Origin of the sequence: Actinomadura xylanilytica (assembly GCF_030283145.1) — a bacterium.
In the GTDB taxonomy this organism is placed as follows: domain Bacteria; phylum Actinomycetota; class Actinomycetes; order Streptosporangiales; family Streptosporangiaceae; genus Spirillospora; species Spirillospora xylanilytica.
Genome location: NZ_JASNWE010000007.1, coordinates 156203 through 178147 on the forward strand (window position 1 = coordinate 156203; position 21945 = coordinate 178147).

General features: G+C 74.5%; 17 protein-coding genes. 9 read left to right on the forward strand and 8 right to left on the reverse strand.

Annotated elements, in window-relative coordinates; all coding sequences use genetic code 11:
- Nucleotides 1-42: 42 nt before the first annotated feature.
- Nucleotides 43-918 carry an NAD(P)-dependent oxidoreductase gene (locus QP090_RS35840; protein ID WP_285944200.1) on the reverse strand — a complete coding sequence of 292 codons (876 nt, stop codon included), beginning with the start codon at nt 916-918 and terminating at the stop codon, nt 43-45.
- Nucleotides 919-1009: 91 nt separating this feature from the next.
- Between QP090_RS35840 and QP090_RS35845 the strand changes: the two genes are divergently transcribed.
- The 3 genes from QP090_RS35845 (at nt 1010) to QP090_RS35855 (ending at nt 5112) form a co-directional block, all read left to right on the forward strand.
- The gene (locus tag QP090_RS35845) at nt 1010-4189 is read left to right on the forward strand and encodes an AfsR/SARP family transcriptional regulator (RefSeq protein ID WP_285944201.1); all 3180 of its coding nucleotides are present in this window, start codon (nt 1010-1012) and stop codon (nt 4187-4189) included.
- Complete coding sequence (locus tag QP090_RS35850; RefSeq protein WP_285944202.1) at nt 4186-4488, forward strand: hypothetical protein; 303 nt, start codon at nt 4186-4188, stop codon at nt 4486-4488. Before QP090_RS35845 ends, QP090_RS35850 begins: the two co-directional genes overlap by 4 nt.
- Nucleotides 4489-4575: 87 nt before the next feature.
- Entirely contained in the window at nt 4576-5112 is a 537-nt protein-coding gene (locus QP090_RS35855) for an SRPBCC family protein (protein ID WP_285944203.1), read from the forward strand.
- Here QP090_RS35855 and QP090_RS35860 read toward each other — a convergent pair.
- Entirely contained in the window at nt 5019-8138 is a 3120-nt protein-coding gene (locus QP090_RS35860) for an AfsR/SARP family transcriptional regulator (protein WP_285944204.1), read from the reverse strand. The genes QP090_RS35855 and QP090_RS35860 overlap by 94 nt on opposite strands.
- A 605-nt stretch (nt 8139-8743) precedes the next feature.
- On the opposite strand from QP090_RS35860, the gene QP090_RS35865 reads away from it, so the two are divergent.
- The 4 genes from QP090_RS35865 to QP090_RS35880 all read left to right on the forward strand — a co-directional run bounded on the left by QP090_RS35865 (nt 8744) and on the right by QP090_RS35880 (nt 12156).
- The gene (locus QP090_RS35865; protein WP_285944205.1) at nt 8744-9421 is read left to right on the forward strand and encodes a LuxR C-terminal-related transcriptional regulator; all 678 of its coding nucleotides are present in this window, start codon (nt 8744-8746) and stop codon (nt 9419-9421) included.
- Nucleotides 9422-9737: 316 nt separating this feature from the next.
- Complete coding sequence (locus tag QP090_RS35870; protein ID WP_285944206.1) at nt 9738-10919, forward strand: IS701 family transposase; 1182 nt, start codon at nt 9738-9740, stop codon at nt 10917-10919.
- 90 nt (nt 10920-11009) lie between these two features.
- Nucleotides 11010-11504 (forward strand): hypothetical protein, encoded by a 495-nt coding sequence (locus QP090_RS35875; RefSeq protein WP_285944207.1) that lies wholly within the window; start codon nt 11010-11012, stop codon nt 11502-11504.
- A gap of 13 nt (nt 11505-11517) precedes the next feature.
- A complete protein-coding gene (locus tag QP090_RS35880; protein WP_285944208.1) occupies nt 11518-12156 on the forward strand; it encodes a hypothetical protein in 639 nt (212 codons plus the stop codon).
- Nucleotides 12157-12216: 60 nt separating this feature from the next.
- Here QP090_RS35880 and QP090_RS35885 read toward each other — a convergent pair whose 3' ends face one another.
- From QP090_RS35885 to hemA, 5 genes are read right to left on the reverse strand one after another with little or no spacing between them, the layout of a single operon-like run.
- A complete protein-coding gene (locus QP090_RS35885; protein WP_285944209.1) occupies nt 12217-13860 on the reverse strand; it encodes an MFS transporter in 1644 nt (547 codons plus the stop codon).
- Nucleotides 13857-15323: a protoporphyrinogen oxidase gene (gene hemG, locus QP090_RS35890; RefSeq protein WP_285944210.1), complete on the reverse strand. Its 1467-nt coding sequence runs from the start codon at nt 15321-15323 to the stop codon at nt 13857-13859. The genes QP090_RS35885 and hemG overlap by 4 nt, the downstream gene beginning before the upstream one ends.
- Complete coding sequence (gene hemB / locus QP090_RS35895) at nt 15320-16324, reverse strand: porphobilinogen synthase (RefSeq protein WP_285944211.1); 1005 nt, start codon at nt 16322-16324, stop codon at nt 15320-15322. Before hemB ends, hemG begins: the two co-directional genes overlap by 4 nt.
- Nucleotides 16321-17394 carry a hydroxymethylbilane synthase gene (gene hemC, locus QP090_RS35900; protein WP_285944212.1) on the reverse strand — a complete coding sequence of 358 codons (1074 nt, stop codon included), beginning with the start codon at nt 17392-17394 and terminating at the stop codon, nt 16321-16323. The genes hemB and hemC overlap by 4 nt, the downstream gene beginning before the upstream one ends.
- Nucleotides 17391-18668, reverse strand: a complete 1278-nt coding sequence (hemA, locus tag QP090_RS35905) for a glutamyl-tRNA reductase (protein WP_285944213.1) — start codon at nt 18666-18668, stop codon at nt 17391-17393. The genes hemC and hemA overlap by 4 nt, the downstream gene beginning before the upstream one ends.
- A gap of 185 nt (nt 18669-18853) precedes the next feature.
- On the opposite strand from hemA, the gene hemE reads away from it, so the two are divergent.
- Together hemE and hemF are read left to right on the forward strand one after the other, a co-directional pair.
- Nucleotides 18854-19996 carry a uroporphyrinogen decarboxylase gene (hemE, locus tag QP090_RS35910; RefSeq protein ID WP_285944214.1) on the forward strand — a complete coding sequence of 381 codons (1143 nt, stop codon included), beginning with the start codon at nt 18854-18856 and terminating at the stop codon, nt 19994-19996.
- A complete protein-coding gene (gene hemF / locus QP090_RS35915; RefSeq protein WP_285944215.1) occupies nt 19993-20922 on the forward strand; it encodes an oxygen-dependent coproporphyrinogen oxidase in 930 nt (309 codons plus the stop codon). The genes hemE and hemF overlap by 4 nt, the downstream gene beginning before the upstream one ends.
- Before the next feature lie 17 nt (nt 20923-20939).
- Here the strand turns inward: hemF and QP090_RS35920 are convergent, their stop codons facing one another.
- Nucleotides 20940-21704 carry a heavy metal-responsive transcriptional regulator gene (locus QP090_RS35920; protein ID WP_285944216.1) on the reverse strand — a complete coding sequence of 255 codons (765 nt, stop codon included), beginning with the start codon at nt 21702-21704 and terminating at the stop codon, nt 20940-20942.
- Nucleotides 21705-21945: the final 241 nt, after the last annotated feature.

The following is a 21945-nucleotide window of genomic DNA, read 5'->3' on the forward strand; positions in this document are numbered from 1 at the left end:
CCTCCCGCCCGCGGTGCGCGCCGTCCGGGCGGGCAGTGGGGGTCAGGGGCGTTCGGCGAACTCGACCAGGCGGGCCAGGCCGTCCTCGCCGTGGCCTTCGGCGACGGCGCGTTCGATGAGGGCGTGGATCGGCTCCATCAGCCGTACGCCGACGCCCTGGTCGCGGCTCGCGTCGACCAGGTTGGGGAAGGCCGCCTGGTTGGTGGCGAGGCTGGAGACCTCGGTGGCGTACTCGCCCGTGTCGATCGCCAGTGCCTGCCGGGGGAGGCTGTGCATCATCGCGGTCAGCCAGGTGACCACCATCGGGGTGAACTCGGCCGCCGGGACGTCCTCGGTGCGGACCAGCGCGAGCGCCTGGTAGAAGCCGCCGAACATGCCGTACATCGCGCTCAGCAGGGCCATCTCGTAGAGGGCCGCCAAGCCGGGGTCGGCGCCCAGGAGGCGGGGGGTCCCGAGGGCCGCCAGCGTCGCGCGGTGCGGCTCGTACACGTCCTCGGGGCCGCTGTAGAGGATCGAGGCCGCCGGCTGCCCGATCATCGGGGGGACGGCCATGATGCCGCCGTCGAGGTAGCGCGCGCCGCGCGCGGTCGCACGCTCGGCCATGGCGCGGGCCTGGCGGGGCGTGCCGTTGGTGAGGTTGACGATCGTCCGGCCGTCGAGGGCGTCGCCCGCGGTGTCCAGCACCTCGTCCACGTTGTCGTACAGCGACAGGCAGACGACGACGAGCGCGTTCGCCGTGACGGCCTCGGTGACCGTGGCCGCGTTCGCCGCCCCCTTGGCGACGAGGGGGGCGGCCTTGGCGGCCGAGCGGTTCCACACGGTGGTCGGGTGCCCGTTGCGGAGGAACGCCTCGGCGAGCGCGGCCCCCATCAGGCCCAGGCCGATGACCGTCACGGGGGCGGGGTGGTTCTCGGACATGCTGTGCTCCTTGGTGTCGGTGGTCGGCACCAGCATGCGGCGGGGGACTTCGGGGATCCTTCGGGTGGATTCGCTGCAATACGGTGGGCATATGCGCTTCGGGGTGCTCGGGCCGATGGAGGTGTGGACCGAGGACGGCACGCCGGTCCCGGTCACCGACCTCAAGGTGCGCGTGCTGCTGGCCCACCTCCTGGCGCGGCCCGGACGGATCGTCCCGGCGGATCGGCTCATCGACGGGCTGTGGGGGGACGCGCTTCCTGCCAACCCGAAGGCGACGTTGCAGGCGAGGGTGTCGCAGCTGCGGCGGACGCTGGAGGACGCCGAGGCGGGCGGCCGGGCGCTGGTGGAATCGCGTCCGGCGGGCTACCGGCTGCGGATCGCCGCCGAGGCGGTCGACGCGGGCCGGTTCGAGGCTCTGGCGGCGAGGGCGCGGCGGACGGCCGCGCCTGAGGCGAGGGCCGCCCTGCTGGGGGACGCCCTGGCGCTGTGGCGTGGGGAGGCGTTCGCCGAGTTCGGATTCGCCGAGTTCGGGTCCGCGGTCACTGAAGGCGCACGGCTCGGCGAGTTGCGGCTCGCCGCGTTGGAGGAACGGGCCGAGGCGCGCCTCGAGGCCGGTGAACACGCGCTGCTGGCGGCCGAGCTGGGCGGGGCGGTGGCGGCCCATCCGCTACGGGAACGGCTCCGTGACGTGCACATGCGGGCGCTCTACCGGGCGGGCCGTACGAGTGAGGCCCTCCAGAGCTACGACGACCTCCGCCTGCGCCTGCGGGACGAGATGGGCCTCGATCCTGGGCCGCGCCTGGTTGAGCTCCAGCAGGCGATCCTGCGTCAGGACCCTGCGCTGGACGTGTCCGGCGAAGAGCGTCCGCGTACGAACCTGCCCGTTTTCGTCACCGACCTGGTGGGACGAGCCTCCGCCCTGGACGAGCTGACGGGCCTCCTGGGGAGTTCCCGGCTGGTGACGCTGAACGGGCCCGGCGGTGTGGGCAAGACCCGGTTGGCAGTAGAAACGGCCCGGAACGTCGTGGAGCACCATCCGGACGGCGTCTGGCTGGTCGAGCTGGCGGCGCTGAGCGTCACAGCGACTGCGGCGGACGTGGCCGATTTGGTGGCCGCGGTGCTGGGCCTCCGCGATGACGCCGCGTCCACCGGTGATGGCGCGGATAGCGGGAAGGGCGGGCTCAGCGGGAAGGGCGCGCCCCGAGGGGAAGGCGCGGCGTCCGCAGGACGGCTCGGCGGGGTGCTGCGCGGGAAACGGATGCTGCTGGTCCTCGACAACTGCGAGCACGTGGTCGAGCCGGTCGCGCGTCTGGTCGCGGCGCTGCTGAGGGACGTCCCGGGGCTGAGCGCGCTGGTGACCTCGCAGGAATCGCTGGGGATCTCGGGTGAACGGCTGTGGAGCGTCCCGCCCCTGGACTCGCCGGAACGGGACGCCGGAACCGCCCCGGAAGAGCTTCGGCGCTATGGCGCGGTGGAGCTGTTCGTGCAGCGGGTGGCGGACGCCGTGCACGGGTTCGAGCTGCACCCGGACAACGCCGAGGCCGTCGCGGCGGTCTGTAGGCGGCTCGACGGGATCCCGCTCGCCCTGGAGCTGGCCGCTACGCGCGTGCGCGCGATGGGCGTGCACACGCTGGCCGAACGGCTGGACGACAGGTTCCGGCTGCTGGCCACCGGGAAGCGCGACGCCCCCGCACGGCAGCGGACCCTGCGCGCGATGATCGACTGGAGCTGGGAGCCCCTGTCGGAAACGGAGCGGACGGTGCTGCGGCGCCTGGCCGTGCACGCCGACGGCTGCACCCTGGAGGCGGCCGAGGAGGTGTGCGCCGACGAGGGCGTGGACGTTCTCGCCACGCTGGCCGGCCTGGTGGACCGTTCACTGGTCGTCCTCGCGGAGGGGCCGCGCTACCGCCTGCTCGAATCGGTCGCCGCGTACTGCGTCGAGCGGCTTCAGGAGGCGGGGGAGTACGAGGCGGTGCGCCGCAGGCACCACCGCTACTACGCGGCGTTCGCCGAGCGCGCCGACGGGCTGCTGCGCGGACGGGAACAGCGTCACTGGCTGGCCAGGATGCGCGCCGAGTCCGCGAACCTGCACGGCGCCCTTGAAGGTGCCGTGCAGGACGGCCACGCCGACCTGGCGCTCCGGCTCGCGAACGCGATGGCCTGGTGCTGGTTCCTCTGGGGGCGGCACGGCGAGGCGCGGAGATTCGTGGCCCTGGCCTTGAGCGCGAGCGGCGAGGAATCGGGGATCTCCAATAGGCGCCTGCTGGTCAGGGCGAGAACGTGGCGGGTCGGCCTGACGATGCTGGAGGGCGATGGAGCCGAGCGCGATGCGCGGAGCCGCGCGGCGCTGGCGGCGTACACGGACGATCCGCGGGGCCTGGCCTGGGCCGAGTGGTTCCTCGGCTTCGTCCGTGCCGGGTTCGGCGACCAGCGGGCGATCGGCGTCCTGCTGGAACGGTCGCTGGCCGGGTTCACCGCACTCGGCGACCGCTGGGGCATGGCGGCGGCGCTCACCGGCCGGGCCACGCTGGCGCTGACCGCCGGTGACATGGCCGTGGTGGACCGGGACGGCCGGCGCGGTCTCGCCCTGTTCGCAGAGATCGGCGACGGCTGGGGGAGGGCGCAGGTCACCGAGACCCTCGGCGTCCTCGCCGAGGTCGCCGGCGACTACCGGCGGGCCGAGGAGCTGCACCGGGACGGGCTGCGCGTGGCGGAGGGGCTCGGGTTGTGGGCCGAGGTCTCCTACAAGCTGTCCAGGCTCGGCAGGATCGCGTTGCTGACCGGTGACGGGGAGCGCTCCGAACGGCTGCACCGGCGGGCGCGGCGGCTGGCCGTCCGCGAGTCCCACCGGCGCCTGGAGCAGTTCGCCGACGTCGGGTTGGCGCTCGGCGCCCGCAGGCGGGGCGACCTCGACGCCGCCGAGTCGTCGCTGCGCCGGTGGATCCCGTGGGTGCGGGAGGTCGGCGGGACCCCCGGACTGGCGCTGCTGCTGGCCGAACTCGGCTTCATCGCGGAGCTGCGCGGCGACGCGGCCGAGGCGCTGCGGCTCCACGGCGAGGGCCTCGACGCGGCCCGCGCCACGGGCAACCCCAGGGCGGTCGCGCTCGCCCTGGAGGGGACGGCGGGTGCGCTGGCACTGGCCGGACGGTACGAGGAGGCCGCCGGATCGCTGAAGGCGGCGGCCGGGGCCCGCGCGTCGGCGGGCGCCCCGCTGCCCCCGGCCGAGCGCGCCGACGTCGACCGGATCGAAGCCCGGCTGCGCGCGGGATGACCCGTCCGCACCGGGGCGGTGGTGCGGTCGTCGCCTGCACCAGCAGCCCGGCCGCCGCCACGTTCCCGGCGGGGACCGCGGCCGGCAGGAACGTGGCGACGATTCCGCAGCCCGTCGCGCTGATCGCGAAGACGAAGGCCGGGCGGAGCAGCGCGGGCGACCGCAGCCCCGCCATCATCCCGAGCCCGCCGTCCGTCCCCGCCTCCGACTCCGCGTCCGCCCGCACGGGCGCCCCCGTCCCCGTCGCCGCGTCCGCGGCCGGACGCGCGGCCCGGACGGCCCCTGGACGGGCGCGGTAAGGGAACCTGAAACGGACCGTAAGAGGCGTCCGGCATCGTCGTCGTCGCTGGAAGCGACCGAGACATTCGAGAGAGAGGCAGCCGACGATGACGCACTCCACCGTGTACGAGATCGTCCGTGACTTCGCCGTGCCGCGCGGGCGGGTGTACGCCGCCTGGACCCGTCCCGAGCGCCTCGCCCGCTGGTTCGGCCCCCGCGTCTTCACGACCCCCGTCCACCGCGTCGTCCTGGACGTCCGGCCGGGTGGGCGCTGGCGGGCCGTCCTGGTCGGCGACGAGGGCCTCGAGGTCACCCTGGGCGGCGCCTACCGCGAGGTGGAGGAGCCCGGCCGGCTGGTGTTCACGACCGGCGACCCCGACGATCCGGTCGACGGCCCCGCCGCCGTGGTCACCCTGACCCTGGACGAGCACGACGGCACCACCACGATGCGGTTCCACCACCACGGCGTCGACACCGACCCCGAGCACGCCGAGGGGGCCAAGGCCGGCTGGATCGAGTTCTTCGACCGCCTCGCCGAGCACCTGGCCGCTCAGACCACCTCCCCGAGGGGCACCGCGCCGTCGCAGGGCACCGCGCCGTCGAGAGGGACCGCGTCGAAGGTCAGCTCGCGGCCTCGGGCGTAGGCGGCGTCGAACGCGTCCCGGCCGAGCGCGGCGACGATCCCGGCGGTGATCCGCCGTACCTCGTCCGCTTCGCTCCGGCTGGACGGGGTGCGGTGCGCGTCGCGGGCCGCGGCGGCCAGGCCCAGCAGCCGGGCGCCGTCCCCGGGCGGCGAGGTGGCGGCCAGCGCCTCGACGGTGAACGCCGTCGTGCGCGGGTCGCCGATCTTCCTGGCCGCGGCGAGCGCCTCCAGGAACAGCACGTGCGCGCTCGCGGCGTCACCGCGCAACTCCCGGACGTAGCCCAGCTCGACCAGGGTCGTGGGCAGGAACAGGGGCGGGTCCCCATCGCGCGCGACGCCGTCGAGCAGGCGCTTCAGGTGCTCCTCCGCGATCTCCAGCAGCCCCGCCCGGCGGGCCGAGAAGCCGTAGCCCATCGCGGCGAAGACCCGTCCCTCCTGGTAGCCCTGCTCGTTCGCCAGGCGCAGCGCCTCCCCGCAGTGCTCCATGGCCCCCTCGTAGTCGGCGGTGGACATGGCCATCCACCCCAGCCAGGACCGGTGGCGCACCGCGTCCGGCCACAGCCCCATCTCCTCGGCCAAGCGCAGGCCCTCGGTGAACAGCCGGACGGCCGCTCCGGCGTCGCCCCTGGTCTCGGCGAGACCGCCGAGCCACTCGGTGGCCTGGAGCTGTCCCCAGCGGTCGCCCAGCTCCCGGAAGATCCGCTCGCTCTCGGTACCGTCGCGCTCGAGCGTCTCCAGGTCGCGCACGGTGAACGCGTGGCGGGCGTGCCTGCTCAGCGAGGCCGCTTCGCCCCACCGGTCGCCGATCTCGCGGAACGTCGCCAGCGCGGCGTCGGTCAGTTCCCGGGCGAAGGCCAGGTCGGCGAGGCAGAGCCCGAAGAACCACTGGGCCCTGGCCCGGGCGCCCGGATCGGCGATGCCGAGGGCGGCCTTCTGAGGCTCGGCCGGCATCACCTCGGTCTCGCCGAGCAGCATCGCGAACCCGGCGTGCCAGGCCGTCGCCTGGGCCCGTTCGTCGGCGGGCGCCTCGCCCGCGGCGTCCAGCGCGGCGGCCAGCGAGCGCCGCCCCTCGCTGAGCCGGCCGCGAAGGAACCAGTACCAGGCCAGGGCGTTCACCAGGCGCAGGGCTCCGGCGGCCGGGGCGGCGTCGAGGGCGGCCCGCAGGTTCGCGGCCTCGGCGTCCAGCCGCCGCATCCAGTGCGTCTGCTCCACCCCGCGCAGATGCGTCTCGGCCCGCATGGCGAATTCCGTGTAGTAGGTGGTGTGCGCCCCCCGGACGACCTCGACGTCCTCGGCGTCCTCCAGCCGGCGCAGGCAGTAGGCCGCCACCGACTCCAGCAGCCGGTAGCGCGTCCCCGATGAGCCCTCAACGACGACCACGAGGGAGCGGTCGACCAGCCGCACGAGGACGTCCATCACGTCGACGCCGGGCTCGCCGCACACCGCCTCGGCGGCGTCCAGGGTGCAGCCGTCGGTGTGCACCGACAGGCGCCGCAGGACGACCCGTTCGGCGTCGGTGAGCAGCGTCCAGCTCCAGTCGATCATCGCCGTCAGGGTCTGCTGCCGGGCCGGGGCGCCGCGCTGGAAGCCCGCCAGCAGCCGGAACCGGTCGTCCAGCCGGGCCACGATCTCCTGGACGCCGAGCGACCTGACCCGGGTCGCGGCCAGTTCCAGCGCCAGCGGGATGCCATCGAGCCTGCGGCAGAGCTGCGCGACCGATCCGGCGTTGCCGGCGTCGAGTGTGAACCCGCGGGTGGACGCGGTCGCCCGCGCCAGGAACAGCCGCACCGCGTCGGCCCTGGCCACCGCGGCCAGCTCGGACCCGTCCGGCAGCGCCAGCGCCGGAACGCTCCACAGCGCCTCGCCCGCGACGTTCAGCGGTTCGCGGCTGGTCGCCAGGATCCGCAGCCCGGGAACCTGGCCCAGCAGGCGCTCGGCCAGCCCGGCGGCCTGGTCGACCACGTGCTCGCAGTTGTCGAGCACCACCAGCAGCCGCCGGTCGCGCAGCGCCTCGACCAGCCGCTCCAGCGGGCCCGCCGAGTCGGCGCGGATGTCCAGCGAGGCGAGGACGGCCTCGGCGAGCGACGTCGCGTCCCGCTCGTAGGGGGCGAGCTCGACGATCCACGCGCCGTCGGGGTACGCGTCGAGCAGCCGCCGCCCGACCTCCAGCGCCAGGCTCGTCTTGCCCACCCCGCCCGAACCGGTGAGCGTGACCAGCCGCGCCGTCCCGAGCAGCGCGCCGACCTCCGCGACCGCGCCCTCGCGGCCGATCAGGTCGCCGACCGCGGCGGGCACGTTCGTGCGGGGCCGCCCGCCCCTGCCGCTCAGCTCCGGGTCCTGGCGCAGGATCCGCTCGTACAGCGCGGCCAGCTCGGGTGACGGGTCGAGCCCGAGCTCGTCGGCGAGCCGTTCCCGCAGGTCGGCGTAGCTGGCGAGGGCCTCGCTCTGGAGCCCCTTGCGGTAGAGGGACCGCATGTGGACGGCGCGCAGCCGCTCGCGCAACGGGTGCTCGGCCAGCAGATCGGCCACCTCGACCCGCTCTCCCGCGTCGAGCCGTTCCTCCGCGTGGCTCTCCACAGCCGACAGCCGTGCCTCCTCCAGCCGGGCGATCACCGGCTGGAGGAACTCGGCGTCGGCGAACTCGGCGAACGGGGCGCCCCGCCACAGCTCCAGCCCTTCGGCGAACCGGCCCTCCGCGGCCAGCCGCGCGAAGCGGACGGAGTCGACCACGTCCGGGTCGACGGCCAGCGCGTACCCGGGCGCGCGCGACACGACCAGGTCCCTCCCGCCGGGCTCGGCCTCCTGCAACGTGCGGCGCAGCTGCGACACCCGGACCTGGAGGGCGGCGACCGGATTGGCGGGCGGCCGGTCGCCCCACAGGTCCTCGACGAGGCGGTCGGTGGAGACCACCCGTCCCTCGTGGGCGAGCAGGTCGGCGAGCAGCACGCGCACCTTCAGCCCGGGGACCGTGACGGCCTCACCGGCATCGGTCCAGGTGGTGACGGGTCCCAGGACTCCAAAACGCATATGTGTGACCTTAAAGGCATTGAAGGGATGTCCCGTCGCCGATGCCGCCGAGTCCGCATCCGGCCGCACTGCTCGGACAGGGAGCACGCCGGCCACGCCGGCATCATCCGCGAGTCCCTGGACGGCGCCGGGAGCATGGGCTGACCGCGCCGGACCCGCGATGGCAGGTCCAGGTGCCCGGAACCGTAATACCATTGACGCCTTCACGGCCATTGACGGCGCCGGGATCGGTGAGGGCGTGCCCGGCCCGGTGAATTCACCGCGGTACATCGATAATCGCCCGGACCGTCCCGCAGCAGTGCGCCGTCGTGATGGCAAGGGCCGTGATTACGGTGCCAGGTGAAGTCTTAGGTCGATTATGGAAGATTGTTCTTGGCCTGCACGGTGCGGCCGTACGGCTGAACGTTTTTGTTCTCGATGGCCTTATCCTGGGACGACCCCCAGCCGGTCACGTTCGGTGATATCCGATGGAGATGCCGTCGCCCGTCGAATGGGCGGACGTGCCGAGTCGGGGGCGTTCGGGCGGAGCACGTTCCAGCGGATGTTCCTGGGGGTGTCATGGTGGTTCGGGGGAATGCGGATCAGCTTTTCCGGCGGGGGGACGCATGCCGGTGCGGGTGATCGTCCACGATCGGCAGACCTTCACCCTGCTCGGCGTGCGGGCCGTCTTCGAGCCCGAGCGCGACATCGAGATCGCCGGGGAGACCCGCAGCGCCCGGCACCTGGTCTCCCTGGTGCGCGAGCACGGCCCCGACGTCGTCCTCATCGGCCTGCCGCTGTCGGACCTGGACGTGCTGGAACTGGTCAGGCGGGTCCTGGAGGCGGGCCGGCCCCCCGTCCCGGGCGTGGTGGTGATGGCGGCGCCGAAGTACGAGGGCTCGCTGCTCGACGCCCTCCGGGCCGGGGTCAGGGGCGTGGCCGGCAAGGAGAGCCCCCCGTCGGAGCTGGTCCGCACCGTCCGGGCCGTGGCGGCCGGCGGGGCGGTGCTGACCGCCACGATGACCGGGCACCTGCTCGACTGGGCGGCGCGGGTCCCGGTCGCGAGCGGGGTCCGCGCCTCGGTCGTGGCGGCGCTCAGCGGGCGCGAGCGGCGCGTTCTGGAACTGGTGTCCCGCGGCCTGTCGGACGCCGAGGTGGCCGCCGAACTCCACGTTTCGACGGCGACCGTGCGCTCCCATATGCATCACGTCACCGCCAAGCTGGGAATGTCGGGCCGGACGCAGGTGGTCGCCTTCGCCTACCGGCAGGGCCTCATGGTGGAGGAGTCGGCGCGCGGGGCCTGATCGGCCGGGAAATCTTCGCACATTATTTGCTTTTGCGACCTGGTCGCAAAAGCGACCATGTCGCATTCTGATAGAGGGACGCCTGTCGCGGGTCTTTCCGTGCACATCGGTGGACGAATCGACGGCCCGTGTCCGTTCATTGTTGATGAGATCGAGATTATTTCTCCCATCCACGTTCAAGATCCATTCCATGGGCTGCGGTGCGCCCTTCCCAAAGACCAACATCCCGTTGAAGACAGGCGGCCGACGGCCAGATTACAGTGACACTGATCGGGGTGTCCTGAAATTGGAAAAGCCGCACCAATGAATGGCCGAAATGATGCGCACGCAGATCTACGGGGAAGAGGCGGGGGGCTTCTCCGCCGCCGGCTCCGCGGGGGGATCGCCGCTCTCCGCCGAACGGACCGAGCTGGTGCTCAGGCGCCTGCACCGGATGATTGGGCCCCGGTTCGCCCGCGCCGAGCCGCGCGACCGTGCGTTCGCCTTCCTGCGCGGCATGGCCCTGTCGGCCGCGCGCCGGAACGGCAGGCGGCTCGCCGACGGCGCGGGCGAGGCCCGGCCCGACGGGATGCAACGGCTCCTGACCACGGCGCGGTGGAACGCCGACGAGCTGAGGGACGACCTGCGCGACGTCATCGTGGAGCATTTCGGTGACCCGCGCGCCGTGCTGGTGCTGAACGGGGAGGGCTTCGCCAAGAAGGGCGACCGCTCCGTCGGGGTCCAGCCCCAGTTCTCCCCGTCGGCGGGCGGCACGGAGAACTGCCAGGTGGCCGTCTTCCTCACCTACGCGGCGCCGCGCGCGCAGGCCATCATCGACCGGGAGCTGTACCTCCCTCCGGAGTGGGCGCACGACCCCGCCCGCCGGGTCCGGGCACGGGTGCCCGCGGACGTGCGGTTCCGCAGCCCGGGACGGCTCGGCTGGGAGATGGTCCGGCGCGCGGTGGAGGCCCGCACGCCCGCGGCCTGGGTCGCCGCCGAGACCCCCTTCGGGCACGACGTCGAGCTGCGGCGGCGTCTGCGCGAGCGCGGGATCCCGCACGTTCTCGGGCTCCGAACGGACCCGCGGCCCCTGCGCTCGACCGGGGGCCGCGTCCTGTGGGGCGTGCCGGAGGAGGCGATCGCGGCCATCCCGGCGCACGACTGGCTGCGCACCGCCGACCGCGACGATCCGGTCCGGCGCGACGGCGCCTGCCATTCCGCCCGGATCCTTCTGAAGCGAGCGGACGACGGCGGCCTCGCGCAGTGGCTGCTCATCCGCCGCGACACCAGGAAGAGGCGCCTGTACGTGTGCGCGGCGCCGCCGTCCACGCCGCTGCGCGAGCTGGCCGAGGTCGCCCGGCAAGCCGAGCTCGCTCCCCGGTGCGCCGCCTCGGCGCGCCGGGAAGTGGGGCTCGACCACTACGAGGTCCGGCTCTGGAAGGCGTGGTACCGCTACATCACGCTGGCCCTTCTCGCCCACGCCGGCATCACTCTGGCGGACGGCGGCGCCCCTCCCTGACGACCTCGCCCCCACACCCGCACCCGCGCACGTACCCGCACCGCACCCGCACGGATCATCGAGCCCTGCCGACTCCCGGAGGAACCCGCCATGCGTGAGATCACCGACGAGGACCTGCGGCGCGGCCTGGCGGAGCGGCTCCGCCGCTACCGCGGCCTGCGCGAGGAGCTCGGGCCCGAACGCGCCCGCGAGGTGATGCTGGAGGGCCTTCCCGAGAAGCAGGCCGCGCGGCTCGGACCGGCGCTCAAGGAGGACCGCCTCGCGCGCGGGATGGCACGCGCCCTGCCCTGGCTGGAGGCGGCCGGGCTCGTCCACGAGATCGTGGACGACTCGCGCCCCGGCGAGGACGCCGCGCTGGAGATCGCCTTCACCTGCACCTGCCTGACCGCGGCGGACGCCCTCGGCGCCGGCGCCGGCGCCGGACGGGCCGAGCCGCTGCTGTGCGGCCTGGAACTGGAGGCGACCCGGCGCGCCTTCCCGGAACTCGACGTCCGCGCCCTCGCCCACCGGGCCGAGGGCAAGCGGGTCTGCGTCTTCCGCTACAGCCGTGCCACGACGCCGGGGCGACAGGACGCCACGGCCTGACCTGGAGGTGACCATGAAATTCGATCCGACGACCGTCCACCGGAGGCTCGGCTGGCGCGCGCAGGCCGCCGTCGCGGGGCTCGGCGCTCTGCTGGCCGCCGCGGGCGACCTCCGCGCCGGGGTGCTTGCGGCGCACATCCCGGTGGTGCTCACCCGTCTCAACAGCAACGCGCTGACCGCGCCGGCCCTGCCCGACGGGAAGGTGTCGTTCGCGTTCTACGGCGTGATCGACCGGCCGGGCGAGACGCGCACCGTGCGGGCCGAGCTGGAGAAGGACGACATCCTGTACGTCGAGATGCTGATCCCGAAGCTGCCGCCGGAGACCGGGATCGCGCCGGCGGAGCTGCCGTCCCTCACGCTGCTGACGCCGTCGGGCGGACGGCGGGTGTTCACCGCCGACCGGAGCGAGACGTTCGACGAGCCGTACACCGACACGTCCTACATCAGCTACGCCGTCGGCCGCCTGCCGGCCGAGCAGGGCACCTACACCATGGAGATCTCCGGTGCGGTCCCCGCGCGGTTCGTCCTGGCGGTGGGCGAGGAGGAGCGTCCCGGCGAGGTGATGAGGGGCGAGGTCGCCGACATCGCCGCCGTGCACGAGTGGTACCGGACGCCGCCGGACGCGGGGCACGCCCCCGGCGGCGCCGGGTAGGCGTCCTCCCGCGCGGCGCCGGAACGGGGGTGGCCCAGGGGGACGTGAGCCGCCGGTCCGTCAGAGCGGTCGGCCCTTCTCCGCAGGCGCCTCGGGACGGGGCGGGCGCCCGACACCGGGCCGGGCGCCCGCGTCGCGGGGGAGCCGCCACCCCAGGCCGACGCCGGCGAGCATGAGCGCGGCGGTCAGGAAGGCGACCCTGCGGGTCGCCTCGGTCAGGGCCTCGCGGGCCTCGGCGGCGGCCGGGGCCGTGTCCGGCCGGTCCAGGAGCCTCGGGATCCCCGCGCCGAGGCTGCCGCGCACGGCCTCCGAGACGGCGTCCCGGGTCCGCGGCGGCATGTCGTCCAGCGTGTCGAGGCGCCGGTCGAGGCCCGCGCCGAGCGTGGTGACCAGCACGGTCCCGAGCACCGCGATGCCGAGCGCCGATCCCAGCAGCCGGGTGGTGCTCTGGGCCCCGGACGCCTGCCCGGAGCGCTCCACCGGGATGTCGGCGAGCACGACGTTCGAGAGCTGCGCGCTGGCCAGCCCGACGCCGGCGCCGTAGACCAGCAGCGGTCCGACGAGCCGCCACGGGCTGGAGGCGGGCGCCATCACGGCCCCGGCCGCCGCGATCCCGGCCGTCTCCAGCAGCAGCCCGGCCAGCACGACCGTGCGGGCGCCGTGCCGCTGGGCGAGGGGCCCGGCGGACGGCCCCGCCAGCAGCGCGCCGACCGCGAGCGCGAGGATGACCAGCCCCGCCCGCAGCGCGCTCGCGCCCAGCGCGGCCTGGAGGTACAGCGGCAGGACGAACACCAGGCCGAACTCGGCGAGGCCGACGATGGCGATCGCGATGCTCCCGATGCGGAAGCTCGGGACGGCGAACAGCGTCACGTCCAGCAGCACCGGCCTGCCGCGTCGCCGCCGCCGCCCCGTCGCCGCGGCGAAGACGCCGAGGCAGAGCGCGCCGAGCCCGAGGGCGGCCGGGATCGGCGACACGGCGGACGACGGCCAGTCCCACGGCCCCGCGCGGAACGGGCGGGTCGGCGTCCACCAGCCGTACCGCTGGCCCTCGATCAGCGCGAAGACCAGCGCGGCGAAGCCGGCGCTCGCCGCGAGCGTGCCGACGACGCCGGTGCGCAGCACCGCCCGCGGATCGCGGCTCTCCGGCACCCACAGGGCGATGCCGGCCAGGACCGCGGCCCCGAGCGGCACGTTGATCGTGAAGATCCACCGCCAGGACTGCGCCGAGGTGAGCCACCCGCCGAGCACGGGGCCGATCGCCACCGTCCCGCCGATCACCGATCCCCAGACGCCGAACGCCATCGCGCGGTCGCGGCCCCGGAACGCGGTGTTGATGACGGCCAGGGTGGCCGGGAGGATCATCGCCGCCCCAGCGCCCTGGAGGGCGCGGCCGAGCAGCAGGCTCGGGCCGCCGCGGGCCTGCCCGGCGAGCGCGCTCGCGACCACGAACGCCACCACGCCGAGCGCGAAGAGGCGGCGGTGCCCCAGCACGTCGCCGAGCCGCCCGGCCGGGAGCAGCAGGGCGGCGAAGACCAGGGTGTACCCGGCGTTGGCCCACTCGGCGTCGGTGGCGGTGATCCCGAGGTCGCCGATGATCGTGGGCAGCGCGACGTTGACGATCGTGCCGTCCACCATGATCAGCGAGACGCCCACGCTGAGCGTGGCCAGGCACAGCCGGCGGCGGGCCCGGTCGCGCCCGCTCAACCGCGCAGCCGCGAGGCCACGTCGGCGGCGGCCCTCCGGGCGTCGCGGACGCAGTCGTTGACGCCCACGCCGTGGTAGGTGTTGCCCGCCAGGTGCAGGCCGCCGAGCCCCGCCACCTGGGCGAGCACGCCGTCGATCCGGCCGCGGTGCCCGACCGGGTACTCCGGGATGGCCCGCCGCCACAGGTGGTCGAAGGCGAACACCGGCTCGCCGCGGATCCCGAAGATGTGCACCAGGTCCTGGTGGACGCTCCGGACGGCCTCCTCGCGCGAGAGCGAGGAGAACGCCGGGTCCTGCATGCCCCCGGCGAGGGTGCGGATGAGGATCCTGTCCGCGGGCGCCTGCTCGGGGAAGATGGCCGAGGTGTGGATGCTGGCGAGGATCCGCGTCCGGTCGGTCGGGATCGTCAGGAAGCCGATGCCCTCGGGCGGTCTCTTCACGTCCGCGCGCCGGTAGGCGAGGGCGATGACCCGCACGTCGGGATGGGGGATCGCCTCCAGCGCCGCCGCGGCGTCGGGCAGGTGCGGCGCCAGCAGCTCCGCCGCCGCGTAGGCCGGCAGCGCCAGCACGACCTGGTCGGCGGCCAGCGTGGCGCCGTCGGCCAAGACGATGCGCCACCTGCGTCCCGCCTGCTCGTCGCCGGTCCGGGCGAGGCCCGCGCGTTCCAGCCGCACGGCCCGGCTGCCTAGCCGGACCTGACCGGCGAGCGCCTTCTCCAGCGCGTCGATCAGGCGCTGCATCCCGTGGCCCCGGAAGGTGTGCAGCCGCATCCCGAACTCCCCGAACCTCGGCAGCCGGGGAACGTAGAAGCGGCCCGTCTGGGAGCCGCGCAACTGCACGCGGAGGGCGCCGAGCAGGACGCTGCCGTACCTGTCCTCCAGATAGCGGACGTAGGGGAACTTGGCGTCGATGCTCAGCCGCCGGGAGTCGCCGCCGGTGACGCCCAGCACCGCCGGGACGGCCAGCGTCCGGGCGAGCTCCCAGCCGAAGCGCCGCGCGGTGAACTCGTAGACGGGCTCCTCCCGCAGGTCCTTGGAGATGAACGGCTCTAGGGCGATCCGCAGCTTCCCGCGCGCCGACAGCAGGGGGCTGCGCAGGAACTCGGTGGGCGTCGTCGGAAACGGCAGCAGGTCTTCGTCGTTCCGGAGCAGGAGGAGCCTCTCGGCCTCACTAGTGGCGAGCATGAGCTCCCCGCCGAGGTCCAGCTCGCGGGCGAGGTCGCCGACGCCGCCCGGCCCGTACACCACGAAGCCGTGCGGGCCCGTGTCGACGGTGAAGCCCTGCTCGTGCCGCGAGCCGACGATCCCGCCGACCCGCTCCGCCCCCTCCAGGACGACGACCGAACCGCCCGGGGCCAGCCTGGCGAGCTGGTGGGCGGTGGTCAGCCCGGTGACTCCGCCGCCGATGACGACGACGTCGTGGTCCCCGCCCTGCGTTGCGTCCGTCGTTGCGGCGTGTGTCACAGCAGCCCTCCGGCGGCCTCGGCGGCCCAGTAGGTGAGGACGATCGAGGCGCCCGCTCGGCGGACGGAGGTGAGCGTCTCGGCGATGACGCGCTCGCGCTCGATCCAGCCGCGCGCCGCGGCGGCCTCGACCATGGCGTACTCGCCGGACACCTGGTAGGCGGCGACGGGGACGTCGACGGCCTCGGCCGTCCGGCGGACGATGTCGAGGTAGGACATTGCGGGCTTGACCATGACGATGTCGGCGCCCTCGGTGACGTCCAGGCCGACCTCGCGCAGCGCCTCGCCGCCGTTGGCCGGGTCCATCTGGTACGTCCGGCGGTCGCCGGTGAGCGAGGAGCCGACCGCGTCGCGGAACGGCCCGTAGAAGCCCGAGGCGTACTTGGCCGCGTAGGCGAGGACGGCGACGCCGGTGTGCCCGGCCGCGTCGAGCGCGGCGCGGACCGCGGCGACCTGGCCGTCCATCATCCCGCTGGGGCCGACGACGTGGGCGCCGGCGCCCGCCAGGACGACGGCCATCCGCGCGTAGCGGTCCAGCGTCGCGTCGTTGTCGACGGTGCCGTCGTCGCCGAGGACGCCGCAGTGCCCGTGGTCGGTGAACTCGTCCAGGCACAGGTCGGCCATCACCACCGTCGCGTCGCCGACCTCGGCGACCAGGTCGGCGACGGCGGCGCTGAGGATGCCGCCCGGGTCGGTCGCGGCGAGCCCGAGCGGGTCCTTGTCCCTCGGCACCGCGAACAGCATGAGGCCGCCGACCCCCGCCTCGACGGCCGCGCGCGCGGCCTTGCGCAGCGAGTCGCGGGTGTGCTGGAGGACGCCCGGCATCGACGCCACCGGGACGGGCTCGGTGATCCCCTCCCGGACGAACATCGGCAGGACGAGGTCGGCGGGCGACACCCGGGTCTCGGCGACGATCCGCCGAAGCGGCGCCGTGCGGCGCAGCCGCCTCGGGCGCACGACCGGGCCCGGCCTGGTGGGGGATGGCTGGATCGAGCTGCTCATACGGGTCCTCCGGCGGGACGTCGTGGGTGTCGGCCGCGGCTGAGCGGCTGAGAGCGGTACGCGGTGCGCGCGGGCCCGGTCGGACGGGAACGGGGATCGGCGGCCTCACCGCGCTGGACGTCGAGGAGGTCGCCGCCGCCGTCGGCCAGGAGCGCGCGGGCGAGCCGGGCCCCGAGGGCCGCCGCCCCGGCCGCCGTCTCGGCCGGGCCGGTCACGCCACGGCGCAGGATCGTGGAGCCGTCGGGGGCGGCGATGAGCCCGTCCAGCCGCAGCGACCCGCCGTCGCGGACGTGTTCGGCGAGCGCGCCGACGGGGGAGGTGCAGCCGGCGTTCAGGGCGCTGAGGAAGGCGCGTTCGGCCGCCACCGCCAGATGCGACGGCGGATCGTCGGCGGCGGCGAGCAGGGCGGCCGTCGCGCCGTCGCCCGCCCGGCACTCGATGGCCAGCGCCCCCTGCCCCGGCGCGGGCAGCACGACCTCCGTCGGCAGCGGCGCGGCGACGTCCCGGAGGCGACCGAGGCGGGACAGCCCGGCCATGGCGAGGACGACCGCGTCCAGCTCCCCGCTCGCCGCCCTCGCCAGCCGCCCGTCGACGTTGCCGCGCAGGGGGACGACCGACACGTGCGGCGCGTGCGCGCGGATCTGGGCGGCGCGGCGCGGCGAGCCCGTCCCGACCTTCGCGCCCGGCCTGAGCGCGCCGAGCGAGGCGGGCAGCCCCGCCGGACCGGCCAGCGCGTCGCGCGGGTCCTCGCGGAGCGGGACGGCCGCGAGGCGAAGCCCCGCCTCGGGCGCGGTCGGCAGGTCCTTGTAGGAGTGCACGACGAAATCGACTCTGCCCGCCAGCAGTGCCCTGCGCAGCGCCGTGACGAACACGCCCGTCGAACCGAACCGCTCGATCGGGGCGCTGCTCTCGTCCCCCTCGGTGGACAGCGGGACGAGCCGCACGGCCCGGCCGGTCGCCGCCGTGATCCGCCCTGCGGCCCAGGCCGCCTGGGCGACCGCCAGCTTGCTCTTGCGCGTGCCCAGCAGCAGCGGCCGGGCGCCGCGGGGCCGGTGGCCGTCGGCGGTCATGTGTTCACCTCGCTCACATCCAGGTCGAACAGGCGGGAGAGCGCCTCCAGGTAGAGGCGGCCGTCGGGCGCGGCGGCGAGTTCCTTGGCCCGCACGGTGGGGGTGTGCAGGAGCCTGCCGACGATCCGGTCGACGGCCGCGATCGTCTCGGCGCGTTCGCGTTCGGCCAGGCCGGGCAGCCGGCGGGCGAGGCGCGTCAGCTCCTGGTCCGCTGCCTCGCGGGCCCGGGACCGCAGCGCGACGATGAGCGGCTTGACGGTGGTCTCGATCCGCCGGGCCAGGAACGCGGCGGCCTGCTCGGCCACGATGTCCTCGGCCCGCCCGACGTCGTCGGGCCGTCCCCGGCGGGCCGCCAGGCGCCCCAGCTCCTCGAGGTGGACCAGGCGCACGCCGTCCACCTCGGCGCAGCGGGGGTCGATGTCGCGGGGCATCGCGAGGTCCAGCGCGACGAGCGGGGCATGCCCGGCCTTCTCGCGCGCCGCCCGCATCCGTCCGGCGTCGAGCACCCGGCCCCGCGCCCCGGTGGAGGACACCACGAGGTCGCAGCGTTCGAGGACGGCGGCCCAGTCACCGGAGGCGACCGCCGTGCCGCCCACCTCCTCGGCGATCCGGACCGCGTTGGCGGGCGTCCTGCTCGTCACCACGATCTCGCCCGCTCGCCTCTGCCGGAGCAGCCGGGCGGCGAGCGAGCCGACCGTCCCGGTGCCGATGAGCAGCGCGGTGCGCCCGGCCAGGCCGCCGAGGACGCCGTCGGCGACGTCCAGCGCGGCGTGGACCAGGGAGATCCCGGTCTGGCCCACGCGCGTCTCGGTGCGCGCGCGCTTGCTCGTCCTGAGCGCGCACTCGGCCAGCGCCGTGAGGGCGGGTCCGGCGGCTCCGGCCTCCTGCGCGGCGCGCAGCGCGGACCGGAGCTGGGCGACGATCTGCTCCTCGCCCACGGCCATGGAGTCGAGCCCGCACGCGACGCGGAACAGGTGCGCGACGGCCCCGGTCTCGCGGCGGATCGACACCGCCCCCCAGACGTTGTGGTCCGGGACGCCGCCGAGCCCGGCGAAGGTCTCCACCACGTGGCACGTCGCCTCGCTGTGCCGTTCGGTGGCGACGAACGCCTCCAGCCGGTTGCACGTCGCCAGCAGCATCGCCTCCGCGACGGCGTCGTGTCCCGCGAGCCGGCCGACGGCCGCGGGCAGCCGTCCGGGCGGGACGGCGAGCCGTTCGAGCAGCTCGATCGGCGCGGTCTTGTGGTCGATCCCCACGTTGTGTATATGCAGCACGGAAAGATCAGCCTCACCAGGTGCGTATTTTATGGCTGAGCGTAGGCAGCCCGTGCGAATGGCGTCCAGGTAACTGCGTTAGTCGCCTTCGCGTGCCGTACTAGACGCGATTAAGTGCGGTAATGCGAACCGCCTGTGGAATCGCCCGCCTTCGCTTGTTAGCGTCGTGCGGGCATTCCATTCCGATGCCGGAGTCCCTGGAGGACCGGGTGACCGCGACCGAAGAAACCGCCGGCGGATCCACGGCGCCCGGCCTGACCGGAACCGCGGCACGGCTCCACACGGCGGGAACCGCCGCGCGGCCCCGCGCGAGCCTGTTCCTGGAGGCGGCGCGCGGCGCGTCCACACCGCGGGCGCCGATCTGGCTGATGCGGCAGGCCGGCCGCTACCTGCCCGAATACCGGGCGCTGAAGGAGCGGTACTCGTTCTGGGAGATGTGCCGCACCCCCGAGATCGCGGCCGAGGTGACGCTGCAACCGCTGCGGCGCTTCCCGCTCGACGCCGCGATCGTCTTCAGCGACATCATGACGCCGCTGCCCCCCATGGGAGTGGACGTCGAGTTCGCCCCCGGCCCCGTCATCCGCACGCCGGTGCGGACGGCCGGCGACGTCGCCCGCCTCAGGATCCCGGCGGGGGACGAGATCGCGCCCTTCACCGCCGAGGCGATCGGGCTGGCCCGCGCGGGGACCGACGTCCCGGTGATCGGGTTCGCCGGCTCGCCGCTGACCGTCGCGGGCTACGCGGTCCAGGGCGCCGGGTCGGCCGACTACGCGGGCTTCCGGGCGTGGCTGCACCGCGAACCGGGTCCGGCCCACGCGCTGCTGGACAAGATCGCCGAGGTCACCGCCGGCTACCTGCGCGCGCAGATCGAGGCGGGCGCCGAGGCCGTCCAGCTCTTCGACAGCTGGGCGGGCGTCCACAGCCGCGCCGGCTACGCCGCGTTCGGCCTGCCCTACGCGCGGCGGGTGCTCGACGCGCTCGCCGACACGGGGGTGCCCCGGATCTACCTCGCGGTCGGCGCCCCGCACCTGTACCCGCAGATCGCCGCGCTTCCCGCCGAGGTAATCAGCGTGGACTGGCGGCAGCCCCTCGGGACGTGCCGCGCCGCGCTGCCGGGCAAAGCGCTCCAGGGCAATCTGGACCCGACCCTCCTGCTCGCCGGCCCGGGCACGATGCTGACGGCCGCGCGCCAGGTCATGCGGGACGGGCTCGGCGGCGCCCACGTCTTCAACCTCGGCCACGGCGTCCTGCCGGGGACGCCCCCGGACAACGTGGCCCGCCTCGTCGACCTGGTCCACGAGTTCCCCCGTGAGGAAGGCGAGCGATGAGCCGCGCCGAAGCCATCAACGCGATGCTGCGCGGCCACCAGGACCGCCTGGTCGCCGCCTTCGAGGAACAGGACGGGCAGGCGCGCTTCCAAGTGGCGCGGTGGACGCGCGAGGGCCTCGGCGGCGGCCGGGCCCGGATCCTGGAGGGAGGCCGCGTCTTCGAACGCGCCGGGGTGAACGTCTCCCTGGTGGCGGGCCCGAAGGTCCCGTCCGCCGTGAGCCGCGCCCGCCCCCACCTGGCCGGCAAGCCCTTCCGCGCGACGGGCATCTCCCTGGTCCTGCATCCGCTGAACCCCTACGCGCCGTCGTTCCACGCCAATTTCCGCTACTTCGAGATCGACGGCGGCGAATGGTGGTTCGGCGGCGGAATGGACCTCACTCCGGTGTACGGATTCGACGCGGACGCCGTTCATTTCCACCGCACGATCCGCGCATGGTGCGCCCGCCACGAGATCGCCCGCTACCAGGACTGGAAGGCCGCCTGCGACGAGTACTTCCACATCGAGCACCGCGGCGAGATGCGCGGGATCGGCGGCGTCTTCTTCGACCGCGTCACCGACGGCGCGCCCGAACCGCCCCCGGCGTACGCGTCGTTCGTCGAGGACGGGCTGAGGACGATCACCGACGCCTACCCACCCATCGTCGCCCGCCGCTCCGCGATGCCCTACGGCGAGCGCGAACGGAACTGGCAGCTCGCCCGCCGGGGCCGGTACGCGGAGTTCAACCTCGTCTACGACCGCGGCACCCTGTTCGGCCTACAGACCAAGGCCAACATCGAGGCCGTCCTGATGTCGATGCCGCCGCTGGCCCGATGGGGCTTCGACATCACCCCCGAACCGGGCAGCCCGGAGAGCGACGTGGCGCGCTTCCTCCAGCCGCACGACTGGGCCGCGCGGGAGGCGCCCCCGCTACCCCAGAGCGCCTGACCGGCCGGCGGTGTAGCTCATGCGCCCACTGCGAACAGGTCGGCCAGCAGTGGGCCCGCGGCTTCGGGTGCGCGCACGGTCAGCTCCACCGCGGCGGGGGTCAGGTGCAGGGTGAAGTCGAAGAACGGGCAGCAGCCCTGCTCCGCCGCCGCCAGCGAGGCGAGCCGCCCGGTCAGCTCCGCGGTGGCGGGGAACGTCAACCGCAGACCGCCTGGGATCTCCTCGCGCCCCTCGGCCTTGTCCACCAACTGCCGCCACTCCTGGATGCGGCCTTCCAGCTCGGGGCCGCCCAAGGCGCAGGCCACCGGCGCGTCCCGCCACGTTTCGGCGGCCGGTGCCCACCGGGTGCGCGACGGCGTCACCGGCCCGACAGCCGCCGGGACGGTGGTGCAGCCGCAGTCCGGCCCGCACCCGCCCTCCGGCGCCGGACCCGACAGATCGGCGTGCACCGCGGCCAGATGCGCGGAGAACACCCTCAGCTCGGCGATCCGGGCCTCGCTGTCGGCGATCCGGCCCGCCACCAGCGGCACCATCCGCTCCCGCACCGCCGCGCACACCCCCTCCTCCCGGACCCCTAGCAGTTCACGGATCTCCTCCAGGGCCAGGCCCAGGAGCTTGGCCGAGGAGATGAAGCCCAGGCGCTCGACGGCGTCCTCCCCGTACACGCGGTAGCCCGACGAGGTCCGGCCGGCGGGCAGCAGCCCGGCGTCCTCGTAGAAACGCAGCGTGGTGGCGGGAACACCGCAGCGTTCGGCCAGCTGCGAGATCCGGTAGGTGCTCATGCCCCTGACGGTAAGCCTTCGACCCGACTCGAAGGTCAAGACGGCATCCGGCCCCGACGGGCGCCCGAGGCGCTCGTCCGCCGCACTTGAACACCGTTGCGAGGGCCGGAATCGGTGGACTACTGTCCGACCGCACGCCCCGTATGACCGCTCCCCGTCCGATCCCGAGTAGGCCGCGGATGGCGATGTCCCGCTGACGCGGAGCATCCAGCACGGCCTCCGCCGACATAGCCGTCGCCTC